This is a genomic window from Cellvibrio mixtus subsp. mixtus J3-8, assembly GCF_000766945.1.
GTDB lineage: Bacteria > Pseudomonadota > Gammaproteobacteria > Pseudomonadales > Cellvibrionaceae > Cellvibrio > Cellvibrio mixtus_A.
Genome location: NZ_KN266207.1, coordinates 231,308 through 251,112 on the forward strand (window position 1 = coordinate 231,308; position 19,805 = coordinate 251,112).

The window sequence follows — 19,805 nt, forward strand, 5'->3', positions numbered from 1 at the left end:
ATCGCGGCCTATTAGTTCAAAGTCGATAAAATAACTGGCCTGTTCTGCAAGTTGGACACAGAATGCTCGCTGGGTTCTGCCGTTTCCTTCCAAAAAAAAGGGTGAGCCGAATTGATTTCGGACATGTAATGTGCAACAGCAGGTATAAATTCTGTGGGAGGGAGGTTTAACAGAAAGTTCTGACTGCTGATTTTTTTTAATTGTTTATCAAGGTAGTTTGGAACCAAAGACCAGTTACCAAATTTACTGCTGCCTTTTTGAATATCGACTTGGCGGAGTTCGCCTGCCCAATCGTACACATCCTGAAAGATATGCCGGTGAATGGCTTGTAAGTGAGAGAGGTTAAAATTTCCTTTAATAGGGTTATCTAACAATTCAAGCAGGCGCAGTGCAGTAACATCTGCTTCAAAAGCATCCAGTTCACTCTGTGTGCGAAGGTCAGCTTTGTTAATGAGGACCTCAGTGCCTGGATATTTGAAGCGCTTACCGCCGAGATATTTGAGCATGGCGCTTTATGGTTTCTTGCAGTAAATGTTGTGGGGTATCTTCACCAAGTACACAGGATTTCATACCAGCGACAACAGTTGGGCTTGGCTGGAGTTTTTCTATGCGCAGGGAGCCCAGCACGCTGTTCACTGTTCTTAGGCGCATTTCTGCTCTAGTGATTTTTTTCATACAGAAAACCAATAGTTGGGCAATTTGTAGAGTTTAATCTCCATTGCTCAAGCTTGCAAAGCATTGATTGACAGCCACATACCCATCTTTTACTCTGCCTGCGCAGCGTAAATCCGCTGCCGGGATTGCAACCCCCGACAATTCAAGACCGGCGCAAAAACGTGAGTTTTTGTGTCCTCGTACAGCTTTGCCTGTTGTTATGGCGGCTGGGCGAGGCCACCTTCGGGTGGGCCGGTGTTGGTCTTGAGCCGGTGGTTGCAACCTTGTCCAGTCCGCCCCCATGAATTGCAATCTCATGGGGCGGGTTTTGCAATCAAGACTTTGGAATTTATTATGGATAATATCGATCCCCTTGCGTTTGACCCTGAGCGTTCCCGCATTATTCAGTTAAACCCTTCCCAATATTCTTTCTACCAAAAAACCTACATTAAAATTCTTGATCCAGATGGAAAGTGTTTGGAATCTATTGGTCATTCTTCACAGAAAAGCATGAGCGAAGAAAATTTCTGCCGTTTGCGCGAGCAAATTTCTTTGTTGTTTGCTTTGTTTTGCAATATCGATGAATCAATAGAATTACCACCCATGGCTATCGCAGGATTGGCGGAGGTGATGCTTCAAATGAGGAAGGTGTGTGACGGTTTGGTGGAGTGAAGTAGGTTGGGCAGCAATGCCCAACATGCGCATGCTTCCAATTAAAACCAAAATTAAAAATGTGATTCCATATTTTTAATTGGCGTTGTGTCTATTTTGTTGTTTGTGGTGTTGGGCATTACTGCCCAACCTACGCGAACTTGTGAATGCTTGAATACGGCCAGTCTTTCGCGTTGCTCACGTAGCCGTGTTTTACCGGGTTATGGTGAATGTATTCAATGTGGTTGTAAAAATCCCGTTCATCGCGAATGGTGTGCTCCCAGAAGCGGCGTTGCCAGATACCACGTTCACGTTTGTACATACGTGTCATCTTGATGTTTTCGGTTTTTGGCAATGACATGGAAAAATGACGTTTTATTAACATCCAGCGCATTGAATAGTTGTCGTCGCCTTGCGGCAATGTCCATAACGCATGAATGTGATCAGGTAGCACCACCATTGCATCAATCGTAAAAGGGTGGTTCGCCTTTACCGCTTTCACCGCTGCTCTTAACGCATCAATATTCGTCACCAACAAATCGCTTTTGCGATCCGCCAGCGCCACCGTGAAAAAGTAGCACCCGCCCTCAATTCGCACCCGTCTATATTTCATAATCAATTCCCTTTGTAGGTTGGGCAGTCATGCCCAACATGTCCATGCATCCGATTAATCCGAAAGTTAAAAAAGTAAATCTGGGTTTTTAAATTAAATCTTGTCTTTTTTTGATGTTTATCGAAATTAAGTGTTGGGCATTGCTGCCCAACCTACGTATTCAACCCAAAACGAATAATTTGAAATAGATTCCCGCAATCAACAAAAACAGAAGCGATGCCGTTGCTTGCCCAATGGCTCTCGCATCACCTTTTTTCATGCCTCGTTCTGCAAGCCGTTTGGCAGTGACACGGTAGCCAACAAACATTGAAATAATTGCCGCAAGCGTTAGGGTAATTATGGTTGCAAGCAAGTCATTTTGTAGTTGCGATAAAAATTCCTGATTCATAATTTACCCCGTAGGTTGGGCAGTCATGCCCAACATGTCCATGTGTCCGATTAATCCGAAAGGTAAAAAAGTAAGCCCGTGTTTTAAAATTGAATTGTGCCAGTTTTGATTTTTATCGACATAACGTGTTGGGCATCGCTGCCCAACCTACGCGCTGTAATTCCCTTTTCAATAATTACGTCCATTTTAAATTTATCCCCCTAAATGTTGTAATGAATTGAGTTTTAATTTAACTGCGTTTGGTGGTGAGGAACGAACCGCAACATAACCATACACCCACAATCACCAAAATGCATGTGCCGTTAATTGGTTTTTCGCATTAACAAAACAATGTGCTGTTTGTGATTACGAATGTTGCGGTTCGCAAGCTCACCAGCAACCTATATCATTCCAACCTACGTGCTACAGCAAGCCCAACCTATGCGCAAGGTTTATAAAATAATTTTGCTTTGCTCTAAATCAAAATGTCTTTTGTCTAATGATAGGGAGAATATTTTTGGTTGAAGATTTAATGATTTTATTTCGTTTATTATTCTTTCTTTGTATTCATTTTTAATTCTACAGCCAAAGTAAATTCTTTTGATTGAGTCGTTTTCTATATCATAAATCCCGGGGCCGCCGTTGCTTGCCAATGTTTCTGATATTTCGTTTAATTTCTCAGGGTATTTTTTTAATAGATCCATATAAAATTTTTTTTCTGTTTCTTTGATTTGTCTTCTTATACATCTCCATTCTTTTTCATATTCCCATTCTTTTGATTTGTTGAAAAATATATTTTTAATGTCTTGATCAGAAATTTCTTTGTGAGTTGAAAATGCTAATGTCGGCCTGTCAAAACTGTAATGAACTGGCTTGGCGTCGAAAAGTAATGTCTCATTTTTGTCAAAGCCGAGGCAGACGCCCGTATGGTTAGACCCATAATGAGCCCACATTAATAAGTTTTTGGGATCCTCCGTTGTACAAAGAATGCCTATGGTTTTTAGCCAGTCGTCAGTTGCAAGAATATTTTGCTCTCTGTGCCATATGTTTTGAATGTTATTTGTAAGCTTTCTTTTAATTGATGTGTTTTTCTGAATGTATTTTTGAGTCTTGCTATCAAAAAACTCAATTATTTCTTTTTGGGAGGGCTTTTCTATCGGGACTGCGAGCTCAAATGGATCGTTGAAACTCAATGGTGATGAAAAGAAAATATACCCTTTAAGACAGGTAATCACTCTTTCCAAATGTTTTTCATTATTTAAGGGAAAGTATTTGTATAGAAAATAGCTCATTATTTTTTATTTTTAAAGTGGGCCTGCGATTACACAGGCCCATATTTTCGTCAAACTACTGATCGAGAATTCCATTTGTCTTGGAGAAACTTGACTACCTCAGGGGACAAGTTGAACCAATAAGCATCATTAGTTGTCGAGTTAACAACTAAGAGGTTGTCATTTGAATCCATTACTTCCCAAATTTTCTCAGCAACATGTTTTTGAGAGTAATTTGTATCAAGATACCAGTGTGATTTTTGTAATTTTGCCCAATTTCCCAAGCTTTTAATTCGTTCAATTACTTTTTCGTAATTTTGGCCTGGGTTATTCAGATCATAAGAGATAAAAAGATTGTATTGCATAAAAAATGTATCCTAAATGTAATGTGCGAATCAGCTCAACAGTTAAAGTGTCTTTACACTTCTCTTGTTGACACATTGCTAAAGGAATCTTCATAATCTTTTTGCTTCGACCAAAAAGCACTGTGATCAATGAATTTTCGATTGCAACCTGTAGTCTGATTCAGTTTTGCTACAGTCAAGACCCCTGGAAATCGTTTGCGCGATTACAGGGGTTTCTTGTTTTTAGCGAAATATAAATTCCGCAATAAATCTTCAAATTAGTTTTTTAGCATCCTTGCTGATAATAATTAATTTTTCAAATCAATCCCAAGAAAGCGCCCCACCAGTCTGATACTCAATCACTCTCGTCTCAAAGAAATTCTTCTCTTTCCTTAAATCCATAATCTCACTCATCCACGGAAACGGATTCTGCGCACCAGGGAATTGCTCTTTCAAACCAAGTTGCGCGCAGCGGCGGTTGGCGATGAAGTGGAGGTATTCTTCCATCATGGCGGCGTTCATGCCGAGTACGCCGCGGGGCATGGAGTCGCGGGCGTATTGGATTTCCAGCTCGGTGCCTTCCAGAATCATTTGCAGAACTTCTTGTTGGAATTCGGCGGTCCACAAGTGCGGGTTTTCCAGTTTGATTTGGTTGATTACATCAATACCAAAATTCAAATGCATGGATTCATCGCGCAGGATGTATTGGAATTGTTCGGCAACGCCGGTCATTTTGTTACGGCGGCCCATGCTGAGGATTTGGCTGAATCCGCAGTAGAAGAAAATACCTTCAGTCACTACATAGAATGCGACGAGGTTGCGCAGCAATTCCTGATCGGTTTCCGGTGTGCCGGTTTGGAAGGTTGGATCGCCCAATGTTTGGGTGTGTTTCAAACTCCAGGCGGCTTTGTTCGCAACGCTGGGTAATTCGCGGTACATGTTGAAGATTTCGCCTTCATCCATGCCCAGCGATTCAATGCAGTATTGGTATGCGTGGGTGTGGATCGCTTCTTCGAATGATTGACGCAAAATGTATTGGCGACATTCGGGGTTGGTGATCAAGCGGTAAATTGCGAGTACAAGGTTGTTTGCTACCAATGAGTCAGCCGTAGAGAAGTAACCGAGGCTGCGCATGACGATGCGGCGTTCGTCATCGGTGAGGCCGTCTTTGCTTTTCCACAAGGCGATGTCGGCAGTCATGTTGACTTCCTGTGGCATCCAGTGGTTTGCACAACCATCCAGGTATTTTTGCCATGCCCAGTCATATTTGAAGGGAACGAGTTGGTTCAGGTCAGCGCGGCAGTTGATCATGCGCTTTTCATCAACCTGGATACGGGCTGCGCCCATTTCCAATTCTTCCAGACCGGGGGCAGGGTCCAATGCCGCGAGGCTTGCGCGCGCTTTGGCGAGTTCAGGGCTGATGCCAGTTTCTTTTGCGGCTTCAGCAAAGGCGCTGTTGGCTGCAACATTGGTTTTGGGTGCAGTGGCTTGCGCCTGTGCGACTTGTGCTTGTACTGGCTGCGCTTGCGATGCAGGTGCAGCAGGTTTATTTAAATTGGCCGCAATCGCTTCTTGGCGTGCGGTTTCTTTTGCAGCTTCTTCGCTGTCGAAATCATCCCAACTTAACATGGTGATCCTCGTTAATTCTGTGTGCGTGTATCGCGTATTTTGCTCGTATTTTGCATCTTTGTTGCGGTTCGCAAGCTCACCAGCAACCTACGAAGTGCCATGTAGGTTGCTGGTGAGCGGAGCGAACCGCAACACGATTATTGGCAAGTTACTGGCAAGCCTCACAATCCGGATTGTCTATCGAACAAGCCAATGGCACTGGTGCCGCTTCGGCGAAGCTCGCTTCTTCAATTGCTGATACCACGGGTTTTGCTACTGCCGGTGCTGCGCTTAATGCGCTCGCGCCGCCCGCTGACACGGCGTTCAATGCACCGGTGTTAATGGTGGATTTTTCCGTGGTGGTTGCCGCTAACGCGCGCAAGTAATAAGTGGTTTTCAAACCGCTGTACCAGGCCATGCGATAGGTGATGTCCAGTTTTTTGCCGTTCGCGCCCGCAATGTACAAGTTCAAGCTCTGCGCTTGGTCGATCCACTTCTGGCGACGGCTGGCGGCTTCAACAATCCAGCGTGGCTCCACTTCAAATGCGGTGGCATAAATCGCTTTCAAGTCTGCCGGAATGCGATCAATTTTTTGCAGTGAACCTTCGTAGTACTTCAAATCGTTAACCATTACTGCATCCCACAGGCCACGGGCTTTTAAATCGTGAACAAGGTGCGGGTTTACTACAGTGAATTCGCCGGACAGGTTGGATTTCACGTAGAGGTTTTGGTACGTCGGTTCAATCGATTGGGTTACGCCAGTGATGTTGGAAATGGTTGCGGTTGGTGCAATCGCCATCACGTTGGAGTTGCGCATACCTTGTGCTTTCACTTGCGCGCGCAAAGTGTCCCAATCAAAGGTTTTGCTGCGATCCACTTTGATGTAATTCTCGCCGCGGTTTTGCGCGAGGATTTCAATCGAGTCGATGGGCAATACGCCTTTGCTCCACAAGGAACCTTCAAATGTTGAATACTTACCGCGCTCGGCGGCCAGTTCGCTGGAGGCTTTGATCGCGTAGTAGCTCACGGCTTCCATGGAGGTATCGGCAAAATCCACGGCTTGTTGCGAGCTGTAAGCGATGCGTTGTTCGTACAGCGCATCCTGGAAGCCCATGATGCCGAGGCCGATTGGACGGTGACGCAGGTTGGACGCTTTGGAGGTCGCAACGGCGTAGTAGTTAATGTCGATGACGTTATCCAGCATGCGGATCGCCGTCTTAATTGTCCTTTCAAGCTTTGCCTGATCGAGTTTGCCATCAACAATGTGCTGCGCCAGGTTCACGGAACCGAGGTTACATACAGCGATTTCGTCGTTGGCTTTGGTGTTCAAGGTAATTTCGGTACACAGGTTGGACGAGTGCACTACACCGGCATGCTGCTGCGGGCTGCGCAGGTTGCACGGGTCTTTGAAGGTGATCCATGGGTGGCCGGTTTCAAACAGCATACCCAGCATCTTTCTCCACAAATCCAGTGCGCGCACGGTTTTGAAAACTTTGATTTTGCCTTGCGCGGCTTCGCGCTCGTAATGCTCGTAGCGCTCTTCGAAGGCTTTACCGTACAGGTCGTGCAGGTCCGGTACATCGTTCGGGGAGAAAAGGGTCCACTCTTTGTCATCGAATACGCGTTTCATGAATGCATCGGGCACCCAGTTGGCGGTATTCATGTCGTGGGTGCGGCGACGGTCATCACCGGTGTTTTTACGCAGCTCAAGGAATTCCTCGACATCCATATGCCAGGTTTCCAGGTAGGCACACACCGCGCCTTTGCGCTTGCCGCCCTGGTTTACCGCGACGGCGGTGTCGTTGGCCACTTTCAGGAAGGGAACCACACCTTGCGATTTACCGTTGGTGCCTTTGATGTAGGCGCCGAGTGCGCGCACCGGCGTCCAGTCGTTACCCAAGCCGCCAGCGAATTTGCTGAGCATGGCGTTGTCTTGCATTGCGCCGTAAATACCGTGCAGGTCGTCCGGTACGGTAGTCAGGTAGCAAGAGGACAACTGCGGGCGCAAGGTGCCGGAGTTGAACAGGGTCGGGGTGGAACTCATGTAATCGAACGAAGAGAGCAGGCGATAGAACTCGATCGCGCGCTCTTCTTTTTGCTCTTCCTGGATCGCCAGGCCCATCGCCACGCGCATGAAGAAAATTTGTGGCAATTCAATGCGGGTGTTGTTGCTGTGGATGAAATAGCGATCGTACAGGGTTTGCAGGCCGAGGTAGGTGAATTGCAGGTCGCGCTCGGCGATCAATGCCTTGCCCAGCTTTTCCAGGTCGAAATTGAGCAGCTCTGGCGATACCAGTTCCAGCTCAACACTTTTCTTCAAATAGACCGGCAGGGTTTGGGCGTAGAGGGTTTCCATATCGGCCTGGGTGGCTGAATCGGCAATGCCGAAGAAGCTGAGGGCTTCAGCGCGCAGTTTGTCCATCAGCAAGCGGGCGGTAACGAATGAATAGTTTGGCTCTTTCTCTACCAGGGTACGCGCAGTGATCACCAGTGAGGTGTTTACGTCTTTCTCGGCAACACCGTCATACAGGTTGCGCATGGCTTCATCGAGAATTGCTTTCTCTTCCACACCGGCCAAACCGGCACAGGCTTCATGCACGATGGTGCGCATGCGGGCAATGTTCAGCGGCGCGCGGGTGCCGTTGTCCAGTATTACGTTCAGGCTCGGGTAATCCGGGTCCGGCTCTTGCGAAGCCGGTTGTTTCTGGGCGCGCAAGCGGGCGTGCTCTTCGCGGTAGAGCACGTAATCGCGGGCGACTTTTTGCTCGCCGGAGCGCATCAGGATCAGTTCAACCTGGTCCTGGATTTCTTCAATATGGATAGTGCCACCCGACGGCATACGACGTTTAAAGGTGGCGGTGATTTGCTGGGTCAGGTTATCGACCATCTCGCGCACACGCGTAGAAGCAGCGGCTTTACCGCCTTCAACGGCCAGGAAGGCCTTGGTCATAGCGATGGCGATTTTGCTGGCATCGAAAGGAACCACGGTTCCGTTGCGCTTGATGACGCGCAATTGTCCCGGCGCTGTCGCCGTAAGGTTGGCCGATCCGCCATGAATGTCGTGTTGGACGTTGGTGGTGCCGGTGGTTTGTTCAATGTCAGTATGCATAGACGTCTCCCGCGTGAGGTCTTCCCGATTGGTGAGCTTGAATAATTAAAACAGTTACCGCTTTGATCCCGTTGAATTACCAGCGTTGGTCTTTCTACGGCGTTCTATGGCTTTGACGCTTTCCATGTAGCTATGTTCGCCAATGTTCGCCAATGCCATGATAAAACAGGGTAGAACACACTCATTTTGCACTTTTGGTGACCACTATATGTTGTGGTCAGACAAATTGCTGCTGTGCTCATCCACCAACACCATACAACGCTGTCATTCCGCATGTTGACCATAAACTTCCAGGCCATTCCAGCGTAAAGGTTGTGAATGGCATCAAAATTATGCTCAATGGGATCAAAAAAATACTTGACGATTTATCGCTTCAGGTCTAGGGGCCAAAAGTGGTTTAACACCTATATCTAGGGGTAAATCGTGAATGGGCTACAAGATAATGCGGTTACGGGTTTTATGCAAGGTTGAAAACCTGTGGATAAGGTGTTGGCGGGGTTGGGAAAAACTGGGGGCAACGTCCTGATTGACGCGCCAACCACCGGAAAACCAGTGTTTAATGCGGCTCATACCATTAATGACACTTTTTGGGAGAGATTAGATTTTTTTCTCATAGAAGACACTGCCAAATATGACTACATATTGTGTCTGGTGGTTTGTGCGGCAGATTGGCTTTTTGGGTAACGCATTGGCGCAAAAATAACCCCGGCAAATATATTCCGCGAAGCCACTTTTATTAACGGATATGCAAAGAAATACGCCATAAATTGGCAATGTCTGCCACGCTGGTTTGACGGGCATCCTTGCTGATTAATATCAATGTGACCTGGCTACCGCCGCTAACAATTGCAACCGGTAAGTCGCCTCCAGCATGGCGCGGCTATTATGCAGGGGACCTTTAAACGGATTTGCCCGCAGTTCGTTGCGCTGCCTGCCGGCGGTATCCGTACCCCAATACCAATCACCTTGCGGGTGGGCGAGGTGGGCTTTGATAAAACCCCAGTTGCGCATCGCGCCCATGAGGTATCGAGTGTCGCCGCTGATTTGGTAGGCGGTCAGGAATGAGACCAGGGCTTCGCCTTGCACCCACCAGTCTTTGTTGGTGTCTTCAGGGCTGTTCACTAAACCACCGGTACCATCCAGTCCCTTGAGGCCGGTAGCGGCAACCTTGAGCGCAAATTGTTCGGTATGAGTGATCAGTTCTTCTTCGTCCTGCACTTTGGCGGCAATTACCAGTGACCAGGCTGCTTCCTGGTCAAGGCCATTGCTAATGGCATCGCCCTGTGCTTTCCAGTCATTGTTAAAGTCCAGGTCAAAATGGCCCGTTTTGCTGTTGTAGGCTTTGCTCTGTAACAGGGCTATTAATTCTTTATGATTTTTCTTTAACTCGGCATTTGGCCAGAGCGCTAGCAGGCGGCTATAGGCTTGTAAAACCTGGAGTTGGGTTTTAAGGGTTTTTGCAGCACCCGTGTTGAAGCTGTCGGTGGCTTTGCCCTGGCTCCAATCCTGGTTAAGGGTTTGGATGTAGCCGCCCTGTTTGGTATCGCGCGCATATTTTTCCAATAACTTATACAAGACCTTGGCTTGTTCCAGCGCCGGTTTGTGGGTGCGGGCATATTCACAATAGGCGAGCAGGGCCAATGCCTGGGCATAAACTTGTTTATGGGGTTGGATGGGTTTTCCATCAACACCCAGCATCCAGTACACACCGCCATGTTGTTTATCCTGAAAGTTTTTTTCCAAATCTGCGAAGGCGTAGGCTGCCAATTTTTTGTATTCATCACTGGGTGCTTCAGCATCGGCGGCAGAAAACGCCCAAAGGATTTCACTGCTGAGCAGCGCGCTACGGGTGGACCCCGGAACGGGTTTCCCTTGTGCGTCGATTACACCAAAAAAGCCGTTATTGTTTTTATTGGGAAGGTTCTTTTGCCAAAACGGCAGAATATTTTCAGTGAGTTCCTGCTGGAAACCATTGGCCATCTGCAAGAGTGCTTCGGAAGAGGGGGCCGGGATTGTTTGTGCCATGGCAAGGGTTGGAGCGATCAGGAGCACCAGGCCGGAAAGTAGTCGTTTCATGCTGTACCTGTTTTTTGCTTATTGATTATGTGGTGTTTGGAGCGAATGGCGGAGCGAGTGCGGATGGCGGAGGGCTCCGGAATTGCAGTCTATCGTAGGCGTCAGTTTGAGGGCGAGAGCTGGTACGGATTTTTATCGGAAAGATAATAATTATCAGTTAAATTAAGGGGGCTAACGTTCAAATAAAAAAGGGGCCGAAGCCCCTTTTGACGATATCTTGCCGGACGTCCTTGTCTGCCTCCTTGCGGCTATTACGTTCCCTGCATTTTTATGTTGATGTGAAAGGGTTACAGCCTGATTAACATCCTGTTAACAGATGATGACTTGTGCATTTACGAGTCACTATTTGCAAGCCGCTGTATTTACAAATCACTGTTTTTACAAACAACAGTTACGAACCAATGATACCTCCATCATTTTTGGTGACGATCACTGTGGCAGAGCGTGGACGCGTGCCGCCACCTTCCGGCCAGCTACTGGTGAAGCTTGTGGGGGTGGAGCGATCACCGGGGTGCTGGATGTTTACAAACATGGTCTTCAGGTCCGGGGTCAGGGTTACGCCGGTTACTTCTGCGTCTATCGGGCCTACCAGGAAACGCTTGATTTGTTTGGTCACCGGGTCGGCAGCCAGCATTTGGTTGTTGCCGTAAGGGCCGTTACCTTGCTGGGTTCCGCTCATGTCGGTTTGGATCCAGGCCACACCGCGGGTATCAATCAACAGGCCATCAGGGCTGGCGAAGTGGTTGTCAGCAGTGAGGGTTACTGCGCTGGTACCGGTGCCGGTTACTGTGCCTACATCCCCGCCGAGCAGGAATATGTCCCACTTGAAGGTGGTTTTGTCGGCATCTTCACGCCAGCGGATGATATGGCCGGTAGCGTTGTTAGCGCGCGGGTTGGCGGCATCAACCTGGGCTTCAGTACGTGCAGTGTTGTTGGTGAGGGTGAAATAAACCTCCCCGGTTGACGGGTGTACTGCACCCCACTCGGGGCGGTCCATTTTGGTGGCGCCTACCAGGTCGGCAGCGGTACGGGTGTTAATTAACAGGTCGGCCTGGTTGGTGAAGCTCACACCTGCCGCCGCCGCTTTAGCGGTGAAGTTGCTGTTCGTTACATCCAGTGCCAACCACTCGCCAGTACCATCGGAGTTGAATCTGGCTACATACAAGGTTCCGGTATTCAACAACCAGCCGCCTGCAGTGGCTTTGTGGAACGGTTCAGCTGACACAAATTTATAGATGTACTCGTTTTGCGAGTCATCGCCGGAATAACACACGACTGGTTTGCCTTCAACCGCCGGGGCGAAGATCACCCCTTCATGGCCAAAACGGCCCAGCGCAGTGCGTTTTTGCGGGCGACCTTCCGGATCGAACGGATCAATTTCTACCATCCAGCCGAACGTGTTTGGCTCGTTGCGGTAATCGTCGAGCGCCGTTGCACCTTTGGTTGAGGCATCAAAACGAATGTATTCATCAGCACCTGAATCCGCCAGCTCCCAGTAGTAGCGGCCATTTTTGTTCGATACACCATAACGCTTGTGTTCGCGCGGCTGGGTGGCATCTTTGTTAACGAAATAACCGGCCCAGTTTTCTTCGGCAGTCAGGTAGGTATTCCAGGGGGTGGCACCCATGCCGCAGTTGTTGATGGTGCCACGGGTTGCAGTGCCGTTCGGGCTGTATTTAGTCGCCAGCAGTGGTGAGCTGGCAGCCGGGCCGCGGATATCCATTGGCGTGCCGCTGGTGATGCGACGGTTAAACGGGCTGCCAGTAACCACTTCCCAGTTGTTACCGTTTTTGCGGATGTGGATCACGCTGACTCCGTGGGCTGCGATTTCCTTGCGCACCTCATCGGCAGGGCGGGTTGCACCCAGGGTCGGGCCATTCTTGTGGAGCAGCTTGTCATCAATGTATTCATGGTTCATTACCAGCAAGCCTTCGCTGGAATTGGTATGCGTAGTCTTGGCATCAATCGGGAAAAAGAAAACACCGTCATGGTGGGCGCCAACCTGTTGTTCCTGGTCAGCACCGGTGTTAGTCGCATCAGCTTTATAAGCTGGCAAGCTACCGGTTAAAGGCGTACCCCAAGGCACAAAAGACTTGGCGGTGTAACCGGTGGGTACGGTTATAGCATCGTTGCGGTTGGTGGCAATCGCGGTAAAGCCGAGCAGGGGCGCCAAGGATGAAGAGCTTGAACTGCTGGATGACGCGGGTGCATTGGAGCTGCTGGAAGATGACGAACTGGAGTTGGATTTCTTCTTGTGGTCATCGCCACCGCAAGCGACCAGGCTGGTGCCCATAAAGGCTGCCACTGCAGTACCAAGGCTACCTTTTAAAAACTGGCGACGATGGGCCAGAATTTCACTGAAGGTTGGATTGTTCGACGTATTAGACATCGGCTCAATGCCGGAATTGTCGATTTCATAAACAGTATGGTCGGTCATCGGTTGCTTCCTGTTGTTTTAGTAGGGAAAGGATTGGCAACGATTAAAGCGACGCTATATGTCAGTTCGACTACAGATTTTTGAAGATTTGATAACAACGTTATCAACGTGCAGGTGATGGTGTGGCGATAGTAATGCTTACCCTGGTAAATGCATTTATTACCCGGGCAGTTAAATCTGCTACGCTTGGGGCAACAAAATTCATTTTACCCATCTCCCGTTATATGGACTCCAGTGTGCAATCGGTTCAACCAGATTATTCAGTGTATCGCAACGTGATTAGCGATTTATTAAATGGCAAGGAACAATTGCCCAGCTTGCCTACTATCACCTTTGAAATCCGTAAAGCCATGGAGCAGCAAGATCTCTCCATGGTTGACTTGAGCAAACTGCTCGCAAAAGATCCGGCATTATCGGCAGTGTTGCTGAAATATGCATCCAGCCCTTTGATTGGCAGCCAGACTCCACCACAAAATTTGCTGGATGTTGTGCGTTTGCTAGGGATGAACCAGGTGGAGCGCATCACTATGGTGCACTCCATTAAAAGTTTGTTTTCTGTGCATTCGGTAAAACACAAGCGTTTGTTTATGGAAGCCTGGCGGCGCCTTGCGTTAAAAGCGAGCCTGAGTACTTACATCACCAAGCAAATGCATTTGAAAAATGTATTGCCGGATAATGTATTGATGGCGGCGCTGTTGAGTGAAGTCGGCACCCTGGCGGTGCTCTCTGCATTTAAAAACAGCGAAGAAACACCGGACCTTCCGGCGTATGTTGCGCTCTGTCGTGAATACGCAAAATCATTGGGGGTGATTACCCTCAAGCAATGGCAGGTGGGTGAGCAATACGTAAAAGCCGTACAGGAAATTGGCAATTGGAAAGGTGAAAATCCCGGCCCTGCAAATCTGACGGACCTTATTAACCTCGGTTTATATCACGCCCTCAAACTCAGCTACACCAAAACTGATTTGCCGCCCATTCAGGAGTTAACGGCTTATCAAAAACTGGAAGAACCCAACAATAAAGTGATCGCTGGCGGGTTGGATATTGTCATGAGCAATATCCAGGAAATTCGCATCGTAGCAAAAAGTTTGTTTTAGATTTCATTTCCCTGCATGAAAAACTCTGCTACTGCCTGTTTCCAACGACACTCTTTGTCTCGCAGCCGTAGCGTTTTTTATGTACTTGAAATCTTCCAAAAATATTATTTCTGCGCACCCCGGCCGCTTTGCATATTGCCGGTGTGCAACTCATTTTCTTTATTCTTAATTATTGGTGCGGATCGCGCGTGCCAATTCAATTACCGATAACGGTGCTGAACCCTCCGCTTTATTGCTCAGCGTAACAAAAACATTTTGACCTGCGTTTGCTGTGCCGGCGATTACGCGCACCAATGCTGCTCGCGTTTCAGGATCAGGATCGATAATTTTATCGTAAGGTTCATAAGCATCGCGTGCATCTTCGTAACCAAAGGCGCCGTGCACCGGATTTAAATTCCAGCGGCATACCAGCGGCCCTGGCCAAAGTGCGCGCAAGATGGGAAGTTGTTCGGTGATGTGCGGCATTTTTGCATGCAGGCCCATGCAATAGGTTGCGCCGGTATCGCGCAGTGCATTGACAAATTGCGGGGTGAGCCACTGTGGATCGCGCACTTCCACCGCGACGACCCCATCGGGGGCGGTGCTTTTTAAATCGGGAATCGCTTTTAATAACTGATGCAACCGGCCAATTAATTTGGGCATTTGTGCAAGCCAGGCGCCGGGCAGGGGGCTGATCTGGAATACCAGGGCGCCGAGCTTATGGCCCAATCCCTCTAACGCGGGTTCGACAAACATTTGGATCGCTTCTTCCGCATTGAGGAAATGGGTGTTGGGCCGCATGCCGCGACCGGATTCATCGCGCACCAACGCATCGGTCATCAAGCTGGGCGCTTTAACGACAAAGCGAAAATCAGGCCCGACTTGCGACGCATATTCCGCAAATTGTGCAACGTTTAATGGCCGGTAAAAACTGCGGTCAATGCTAACCGTGCGAAACAACGGATGCTTGCCATACGCAGTTAAACCGTAACGGGAAAGGTTTGTTTCGGGGTATTCGCCATTCCATACCAGGCCGTTCCAGCCCCGGTAATTCCACGATGAAGTCCCAAGCCGCAAATGCGCAGGCAACGCGCTGGCTAATTCAATCCATTCGGGATCGGGTGTGGCCGGCTCTATGTGACGGCCGGATTTTTTAACGGGCAGAGTTTCCTGATCGCCGAATAACGGGTTTTGCATAAATGGCATTGTCTATTGTGTGGACGATTATTCCTTGGTGGGGCGCCCTGGTGGTGGATGATTGCTTTTACAGTGGTAGTGGGATTTTTATGGTGGGCAGCTTATCGATAAGTATCAATAGCCACCAGTCTATTAAAACTGTTTTCTGTGCGCTATCACCTGTGCATTGCTTGCCGGTAAGATGCGCACCTTATTTATAGCCAATCCCGGATTTTCCTATGTTGAGCGAATTGTTCGCTATTCTCGCACCAATGATGATTACGGTCGGCGCCGGTTATATCTGGGGAAAAACCGGTACACCTTTTCCGTCGGATTTTATTTCGCGCATTGTGATGAACATAGGTACGCCCTGTTTGATTATCAGCGTGATGGCGAAAGTGGAAGTGCAACCGGAAGTGATGGGGCTGGTGGCCCTGGCGACAGCAATTATCATGACGGCCATGGGATTATTAAGTTGGGCGTTATTACGCTGGATGAAACTGGACGTTGCAACCTATCTTCCCCCGCTGGTGTTTCCTAACAATGGCAATATGGGGCTGCCGTTGTGTATGTTTGCTTATGGCCAAACCGGTTTGGCGTTCGCGTTAGGTTCATTTATGGTGATGATGGTCGCTACGTTTACCGTAGGATTATTAATCGTCGCCACTAGCGAGGGCGGTTTATTGAAACGTATAGAATCCATTGCCAAACAGCCGGTTATGTACGCCATGCTAGTGGCCGTGATTTTATTAATCACTGATACCGAATTGCCGCGCTGGATTAGCAACACCCTGGATTTGCTGGGCGGAATTGCACTGCCATTAATGATTATTGCGCTGGGTGTGTCGTTGGCCACGCTGAAAATTAACTTCTGGAAACGCAGTTTATTTTTCAGCCTGGTGCGCATCGGCGGGGGCTTGCTAATCGGATTTATTGTGTGCGAATTAATGGGCCTGACCGGTGTGACACGTAATGTGGTGTTATTGCAATCCGCCATGCCTATAGCAGTATTTAACTACCTGCTGGCGTTGCGCTACGGCCATAAACCAGAGGAAGTTGCAGCTATGGTATTAGTGTCTACACTGGTTGCATTTATTGGTTTGCCATTTTTATTGATGGCGATTTTGTAATCACCTGCTGGTAGTAAAGGATTTCCAGTCAGCGCATAAGTGAGTTTGCGAATGGAAAATCCTGTTGCGCCCTCTAATGTTATTAACCCTGCTGTTGAGGCTCTGTCATTTGACGGGGCTTTGATAAATGAAGCTTCACCGTCTGCGATCTCCCCTGTCTCGTTTGCGCAAATTCCCTGTGTAGTCCAGCTCGCGCTTTTACAAGCGGAGGTTGAATCATTACTGGTTAATCCATGGGTTGATCATGTCAATAAGCAGGATTATTCCGGTGGTTGGGATGTTCTGCCATTGCGTTGCCAGCGCCAGTATCTCGATGCCCATCCGATCTTGCAGGGCTTTTCGATTGCCGATGGTGAAGACTGGGAAAATTTGCCCGTTATGGCGCAATGCCCGGAACTACAAAATCTATTTAATCAATTGCAGTGCCCGATTAAAGCGGCGCGTTTGATGCGTTTGAAAGCCGGTGCAGCAATTAAGCCGCATCGCGACCACGAATTAAGTATGGAATTTGGTGAAGCACGTTTGCATGTGCCAATCCATACCAGTGATGCGGTGAGTTTTCTTGTCGAACACAAACTGATTCCCATGCGTGCCGGTGAGTTGTGGTATTTCAACGCGGATCAAATACACGAAGTTTACAACCGTGGTAGCGAAGACCGGATTAATGTAGTCATTGATTGTGTGGTTAACGATTGGTTGCGCCAAAAAATCTCAAGCAGTGTCGCGCATGGGTAATTATTTTCCACAATATTGTGCATTACTCAATTCTGTAGAACAGCTGGAGTATTGCCAGCGCGCGCAATCATTGGGTGAGCTGCTTGCGTGCATTAAAACGCTCTGGGAGTGCAATCAACTGGGTGATGGCGAGTTGCTTGGTGAAATTAACCGCTTAAACCAAATGCCTGTTGATGCTAATGCAATATTGGCTGGTAACTGGTTGCCTTATCGCTACCAGCCGAAACGCCGGGTAGTAAATTGGTTAATCCCTGTTGGCCATGCCACTGAGCCATTCCAGGATGAATATATTTCCCGGTGTCGCCAGCAATTATTATTAAATCAAATTATCCAGCCGTGCACATCGCTGGAGTCTGTTGCACAGCAAGGCGATAGCCTTGCCGATGTAACGCCCGCGGGATTTATTTTCCATTTGTCGCGCTGTGGGTCCACCCTGGTTTCCGGGTGCCTTGCCGCGTTTGATTCCGCCTGTGTATTTTCTGAATCACCCTTGCTCACTGAATTATTATTGGACGGCACCCTGTCATCTGCCGAGCAGAAAAATTTTCTGCGTGTTTTTATTAATCTCCAGTCTGCGGTATTTTCTTCCCATCGCCCAAAAATGGTTATTAAATGGAACGCGTGGGATATTTTTCAGTGGGAATTGATTCGCGCATTGTACCCGCAAGTGCCTGTGATTTTCCTGGTGCGTAACCCGGTGGAAGTTTTGGCATCGCACCAGCGGTCAGCGGGGCGGCATATGATGGATGACCCACGGTTGAGCAGCTTTCATCCGGTATTTGCGCAGCAAATTGCCGATATTCCGTTATTGGAAAAACGTACGGATGTCTTGCATGCTTTATTGCAAGCGATGGGAAATGTGTGTTCAGGGGAAAATATTTCTGTTGTGGACTATGTTTTTTTAAGTGCCAGTGCGCTGATCGCTATTGCGGAATTGATGGGCATGTCTGATCAGCTTGGTTTTTTAAAAATCCAAGAGCGAATGCAATTTCATTCAAAAAGCCCGGGGCAAATCTACGTTGACGATAGCATTCGAAAACAAGAGTGCTTTACCCTGGAAGAACAACATAAAATCAATGCGCAGTTGATGCCTTCATATAATCATTTACTGGCTAATGCCAGAAAACCAGCAAGGAAAATTATAAGTGTTAACTGAAATTGCCTTGCTTCCCGGGCTTTTTATCCGCAAAGCAACACCGGAAGATCAATTATTTTTGGAAAGTTTATTTTTTTCCACACGTAATTATCTTTATTCAATGCCGCTACCAAAATCCCAGGTGGATTTATTAATAAAGCAGCAGTTCCTTTTGCAGCAATCGTCTTATAGATCTTCTTTTCCCGCTGCGGAAATTTTTATTATCAATCATCATTCCCTCCCGGTTGGCAAGGTCATGGTTGATGTTGCCTCTGACACAATACATATCGTTGATATTGCGTTAAGTGAAAACGCGCGCGGTAAAGGTTGGGGATCTGCATTATTGCGGGCGTTGAAAAAATATGCGGAGCAAGAGGGGCGAGTATTGCGGCTGGCCGTTGATCAACAAAATATCCGTGCAAAAAAATTATACCTGGCATTAGGTTTCCGGGTTGTTGAGTCGTCATTAACTCATGACACTTTATTATGGTGACCCGGATAATTATGGTGATCCGTATATTGTGGTAGTTGTTATGGGGCGTAATTGGATGTGACATTCAATATTTATAAACTGTAATGGGAATACTGCGGCAATTCATTCGGGTATAAAAAATCATCAACTGGTGTTTTTTTGAATATCACCTAAAGTTGTCGAAGGCCTTCCTGTTGGGGGTACATGTTTCAATTGGAGTTGTGTAGTTTTTGAAACGCTTGCGATTAACGCTCAAGCACGATGAAACGTTTAAGGACCATTTGTTAGTTAACTACATTAAAAATTAATTAAGGAGAAAATGATGTCTGATCCGTTTATTGGCGAAATCCGCATGTTTGCCGGTACTTTTGCTCCGCGTGGCTGGGCTTTTTGTAATGGACAGTTGTTGGCAATTTCCACCAACAGTGCGCTCTTCTCTATCTTGGGTACTGTCTATGGTGGCAATGGCACCACAACCTTTGGGTTACCTAACCTGCAAAGCCGCACCCCGGTGGGTACAGGGACCGGGGCCGGGTTAAGTAATGTTGTTTTGGGGCAAATTGGCGGCGTTGAGAATGTAACCTTGACGACCAATCAGATGCCTGCGCACAACCACGGTGTTGCGCTGACGGGAACAGGTAATGTGAGTGTTGCGTTGGGTGCTTCATCGGCTAACGGAAATACGCCCACACCAGGGCCAACTACGGTTCCAGCCAAAGTACCAAATGGGTTGGCCAATTTAAACGCGTTCAGCACAACCGCACCTGATACAACTCTGCTGCCAGTAAATACTACAACCAGCGTTGCGGTGAATGGCAATACGACGGTTGCAGGGCTCGGCACGCCGGTTTCAGTGGTGCAGCCTTATCTGGGAATGAATTTTATTATTGCACTTGAAGGTATTTATCCTTCTCGTAACTAACATTTGAATAATGAATTCGGGTGCGCGCA

19 protein-coding genes are annotated in these 19,805 nt (G+C 48.0%); 8 read left to right on the plus strand and 11 right to left on the minus strand.

The features are described from left to right. Nucleotides 1-11: 11 nt before the first annotated feature. Both A596_RS06100 and A596_RS23105 read right to left on the minus strand, forming a co-directional pair. The gene (locus A596_RS06100; protein ID WP_052417285.1) at nucleotides 12-506 is read right to left on the minus strand and encodes a Fic/DOC family protein; all 495 of its coding nucleotides are present in this window, start codon (nucleotides 504-506) and stop codon (nucleotides 12-14) included. Next, on the minus strand, nucleotides 484-675 hold the full coding sequence (locus A596_RS23105) for an antitoxin VbhA family protein (RefSeq protein WP_160280096.1): 192 nt from the start codon (nucleotides 673-675) through the stop codon (nucleotides 484-486). The genes A596_RS06100 and A596_RS23105 overlap by 23 nt, the downstream gene beginning before the upstream one ends. A 333-nt stretch (nucleotides 676-1,008) precedes the next feature. On the opposite strand from A596_RS23105, the gene A596_RS06105 reads away from it, so the two are divergent. Further along, nucleotides 1,009-1,326 carry a hypothetical protein gene (locus A596_RS06105; protein ID WP_152600117.1) on the plus strand — a complete coding sequence of 106 codons (318 nt, stop codon included), beginning with the start codon at nucleotides 1,009-1,011 and terminating at the stop codon, nucleotides 1,324-1,326. Nucleotides 1,327-1,456: 130 nt separating this feature from the next. Here A596_RS06105 and A596_RS06110 read toward each other — a convergent pair whose 3' ends face one another. The 6 genes from A596_RS06110 to A596_RS06135 all read right to left on the minus strand — a co-directional run bounded on the left by A596_RS06110 (nucleotide 1,457) and on the right by A596_RS06135 (nucleotide 8,617). Further along, nucleotides 1,457-1,918 carry an REP-associated tyrosine transposase gene (locus A596_RS06110; RefSeq protein ID WP_152600118.1) on the minus strand — a complete coding sequence of 154 codons (462 nt, stop codon included), beginning with the start codon at nucleotides 1,916-1,918 and terminating at the stop codon, nucleotides 1,457-1,459. Nucleotides 1,919-2,078: 160 nt separating this feature from the next. Further along, nucleotides 2,079-2,306: a hypothetical protein gene (locus A596_RS06115; protein ID WP_039913268.1), complete on the minus strand. Its 228-nt coding sequence runs from the start codon at nucleotides 2,304-2,306 to the stop codon at nucleotides 2,079-2,081. 431 nt (nucleotides 2,307-2,737) lie between these two features. After that, nucleotides 2,738-3,520: a DUF2971 domain-containing protein gene (locus A596_RS21985; protein ID WP_235425674.1), complete on the minus strand. Its 783-nt coding sequence runs from the start codon at nucleotides 3,518-3,520 to the stop codon at nucleotides 2,738-2,740. Between the two features lie 107 nt (nucleotides 3,521-3,627). Then, the gene (locus A596_RS06125; RefSeq protein WP_039913269.1) at nucleotides 3,628-3,921 is read right to left on the minus strand and encodes a hypothetical protein; all 294 of its coding nucleotides are present in this window, start codon (nucleotides 3,919-3,921) and stop codon (nucleotides 3,628-3,630) included. Nucleotides 3,922-4,221: 300 nt separating this feature from the next. Continuing rightward, nucleotides 4,222-5,529 carry a ribonucleotide-diphosphate reductase subunit beta gene (locus A596_RS06130; protein WP_039913271.1) on the minus strand — a complete coding sequence of 436 codons (1,308 nt, stop codon included), beginning with the start codon at nucleotides 5,527-5,529 and terminating at the stop codon, nucleotides 4,222-4,224. 148 nt (nucleotides 5,530-5,677) lie between these two features. Further along, a complete protein-coding gene (locus A596_RS06135) occupies nucleotides 5,678-8,617 on the minus strand; it encodes a ribonucleoside-diphosphate reductase subunit alpha (protein WP_039913272.1) in 2,940 nt (979 codons plus the stop codon). A gap of 477 nt (nucleotides 8,618-9,094) precedes the next feature. On the opposite strand from A596_RS06135, the gene A596_RS06140 reads away from it, so the two are divergent. Further along, on the plus strand, nucleotides 9,095-9,301 hold the full coding sequence (locus A596_RS06140) for a hypothetical protein (protein ID WP_039913274.1): 207 nt from the start codon (nucleotides 9,095-9,097) through the stop codon (nucleotides 9,299-9,301). Nucleotides 9,302-9,433: 132 nt separating this feature from the next. Here the strand turns inward: A596_RS06140 and A596_RS06145 are convergent, their stop codons facing one another. Together A596_RS06145 and A596_RS06150 are read right to left on the minus strand one after the other, a co-directional pair. Then, nucleotides 9,434-10,693 (minus strand): AGE family epimerase/isomerase, encoded by a 1,260-nt coding sequence (locus A596_RS06145; RefSeq protein WP_052417287.1) that lies wholly within the window; start codon nucleotides 10,691-10,693, stop codon nucleotides 9,434-9,436. A 391-nt stretch (nucleotides 10,694-11,084) separates the two neighbouring features. Then, a complete protein-coding gene (locus A596_RS06150; protein ID WP_039913275.1) occupies nucleotides 11,085-13,130 on the minus strand; it encodes a PhoX family protein in 2,046 nt (681 codons plus the stop codon). 122 nt (nucleotides 13,131-13,252) lie between these two features. Here A596_RS06150 and A596_RS06155 point away from each other — a divergent pair, with 122 nt between their 5' ends. Beyond that, on the plus strand, nucleotides 13,253-14,227 hold the full coding sequence (locus tag A596_RS06155) for an HDOD domain-containing protein (protein ID WP_235425631.1): 975 nt from the start codon (nucleotides 13,253-13,255) through the stop codon (nucleotides 14,225-14,227). A 165-nt stretch (nucleotides 14,228-14,392) separates the two neighbouring features. Here the strand turns inward: A596_RS06155 and A596_RS06160 are convergent, their stop codons facing one another. Continuing rightward, a complete protein-coding gene (locus tag A596_RS06160; RefSeq protein ID WP_039914332.1) occupies nucleotides 14,393-15,403 on the minus strand; it encodes a DUF72 domain-containing protein in 1,011 nt (336 codons plus the stop codon). A 218-nt stretch (nucleotides 15,404-15,621) separates the two neighbouring features. Here A596_RS06160 and A596_RS06165 point away from each other — a divergent pair, with 218 nt between their 5' ends. The 5 genes from A596_RS06165 to A596_RS06185 all read left to right on the plus strand — a co-directional run bounded on the left by A596_RS06165 (nucleotide 15,622) and on the right by A596_RS06185 (nucleotide 19,776). Beyond that, a complete protein-coding gene (locus A596_RS06165) occupies nucleotides 15,622-16,512 on the plus strand; it encodes an AEC family transporter (RefSeq protein ID WP_039913277.1) in 891 nt (296 codons plus the stop codon). A gap of 51 nt (nucleotides 16,513-16,563) precedes the next feature. Continuing rightward, nucleotides 16,564-17,247: an aspartyl/asparaginyl beta-hydroxylase domain-containing protein gene (locus A596_RS06170; RefSeq protein WP_084128093.1), complete on the plus strand. Its 684-nt coding sequence runs from the start codon at nucleotides 16,564-16,566 to the stop codon at nucleotides 17,245-17,247. After that, nucleotides 17,240-18,403 (plus strand): sulfotransferase family protein, encoded by a 1,164-nt coding sequence (locus A596_RS06175; RefSeq protein ID WP_039913278.1) that lies wholly within the window; start codon nucleotides 17,240-17,242, stop codon nucleotides 18,401-18,403. Before A596_RS06170 ends, A596_RS06175 begins: the two co-directional genes overlap by 8 nt. After that, the gene (locus A596_RS06180; protein ID WP_039913279.1) at nucleotides 18,393-18,875 is read left to right on the plus strand and encodes a GNAT family N-acetyltransferase; all 483 of its coding nucleotides are present in this window, start codon (nucleotides 18,393-18,395) and stop codon (nucleotides 18,873-18,875) included. Before A596_RS06175 ends, A596_RS06180 begins: the two co-directional genes overlap by 11 nt. 301 nt (nucleotides 18,876-19,176) lie before the next feature. Then, entirely contained in the window at nucleotides 19,177-19,776 is a 600-nt protein-coding gene (locus A596_RS06185; RefSeq protein ID WP_039913281.1) for a phage tail protein, read from the plus strand. Nucleotides 19,777-19,805: the final 29 nt, after the last annotated feature.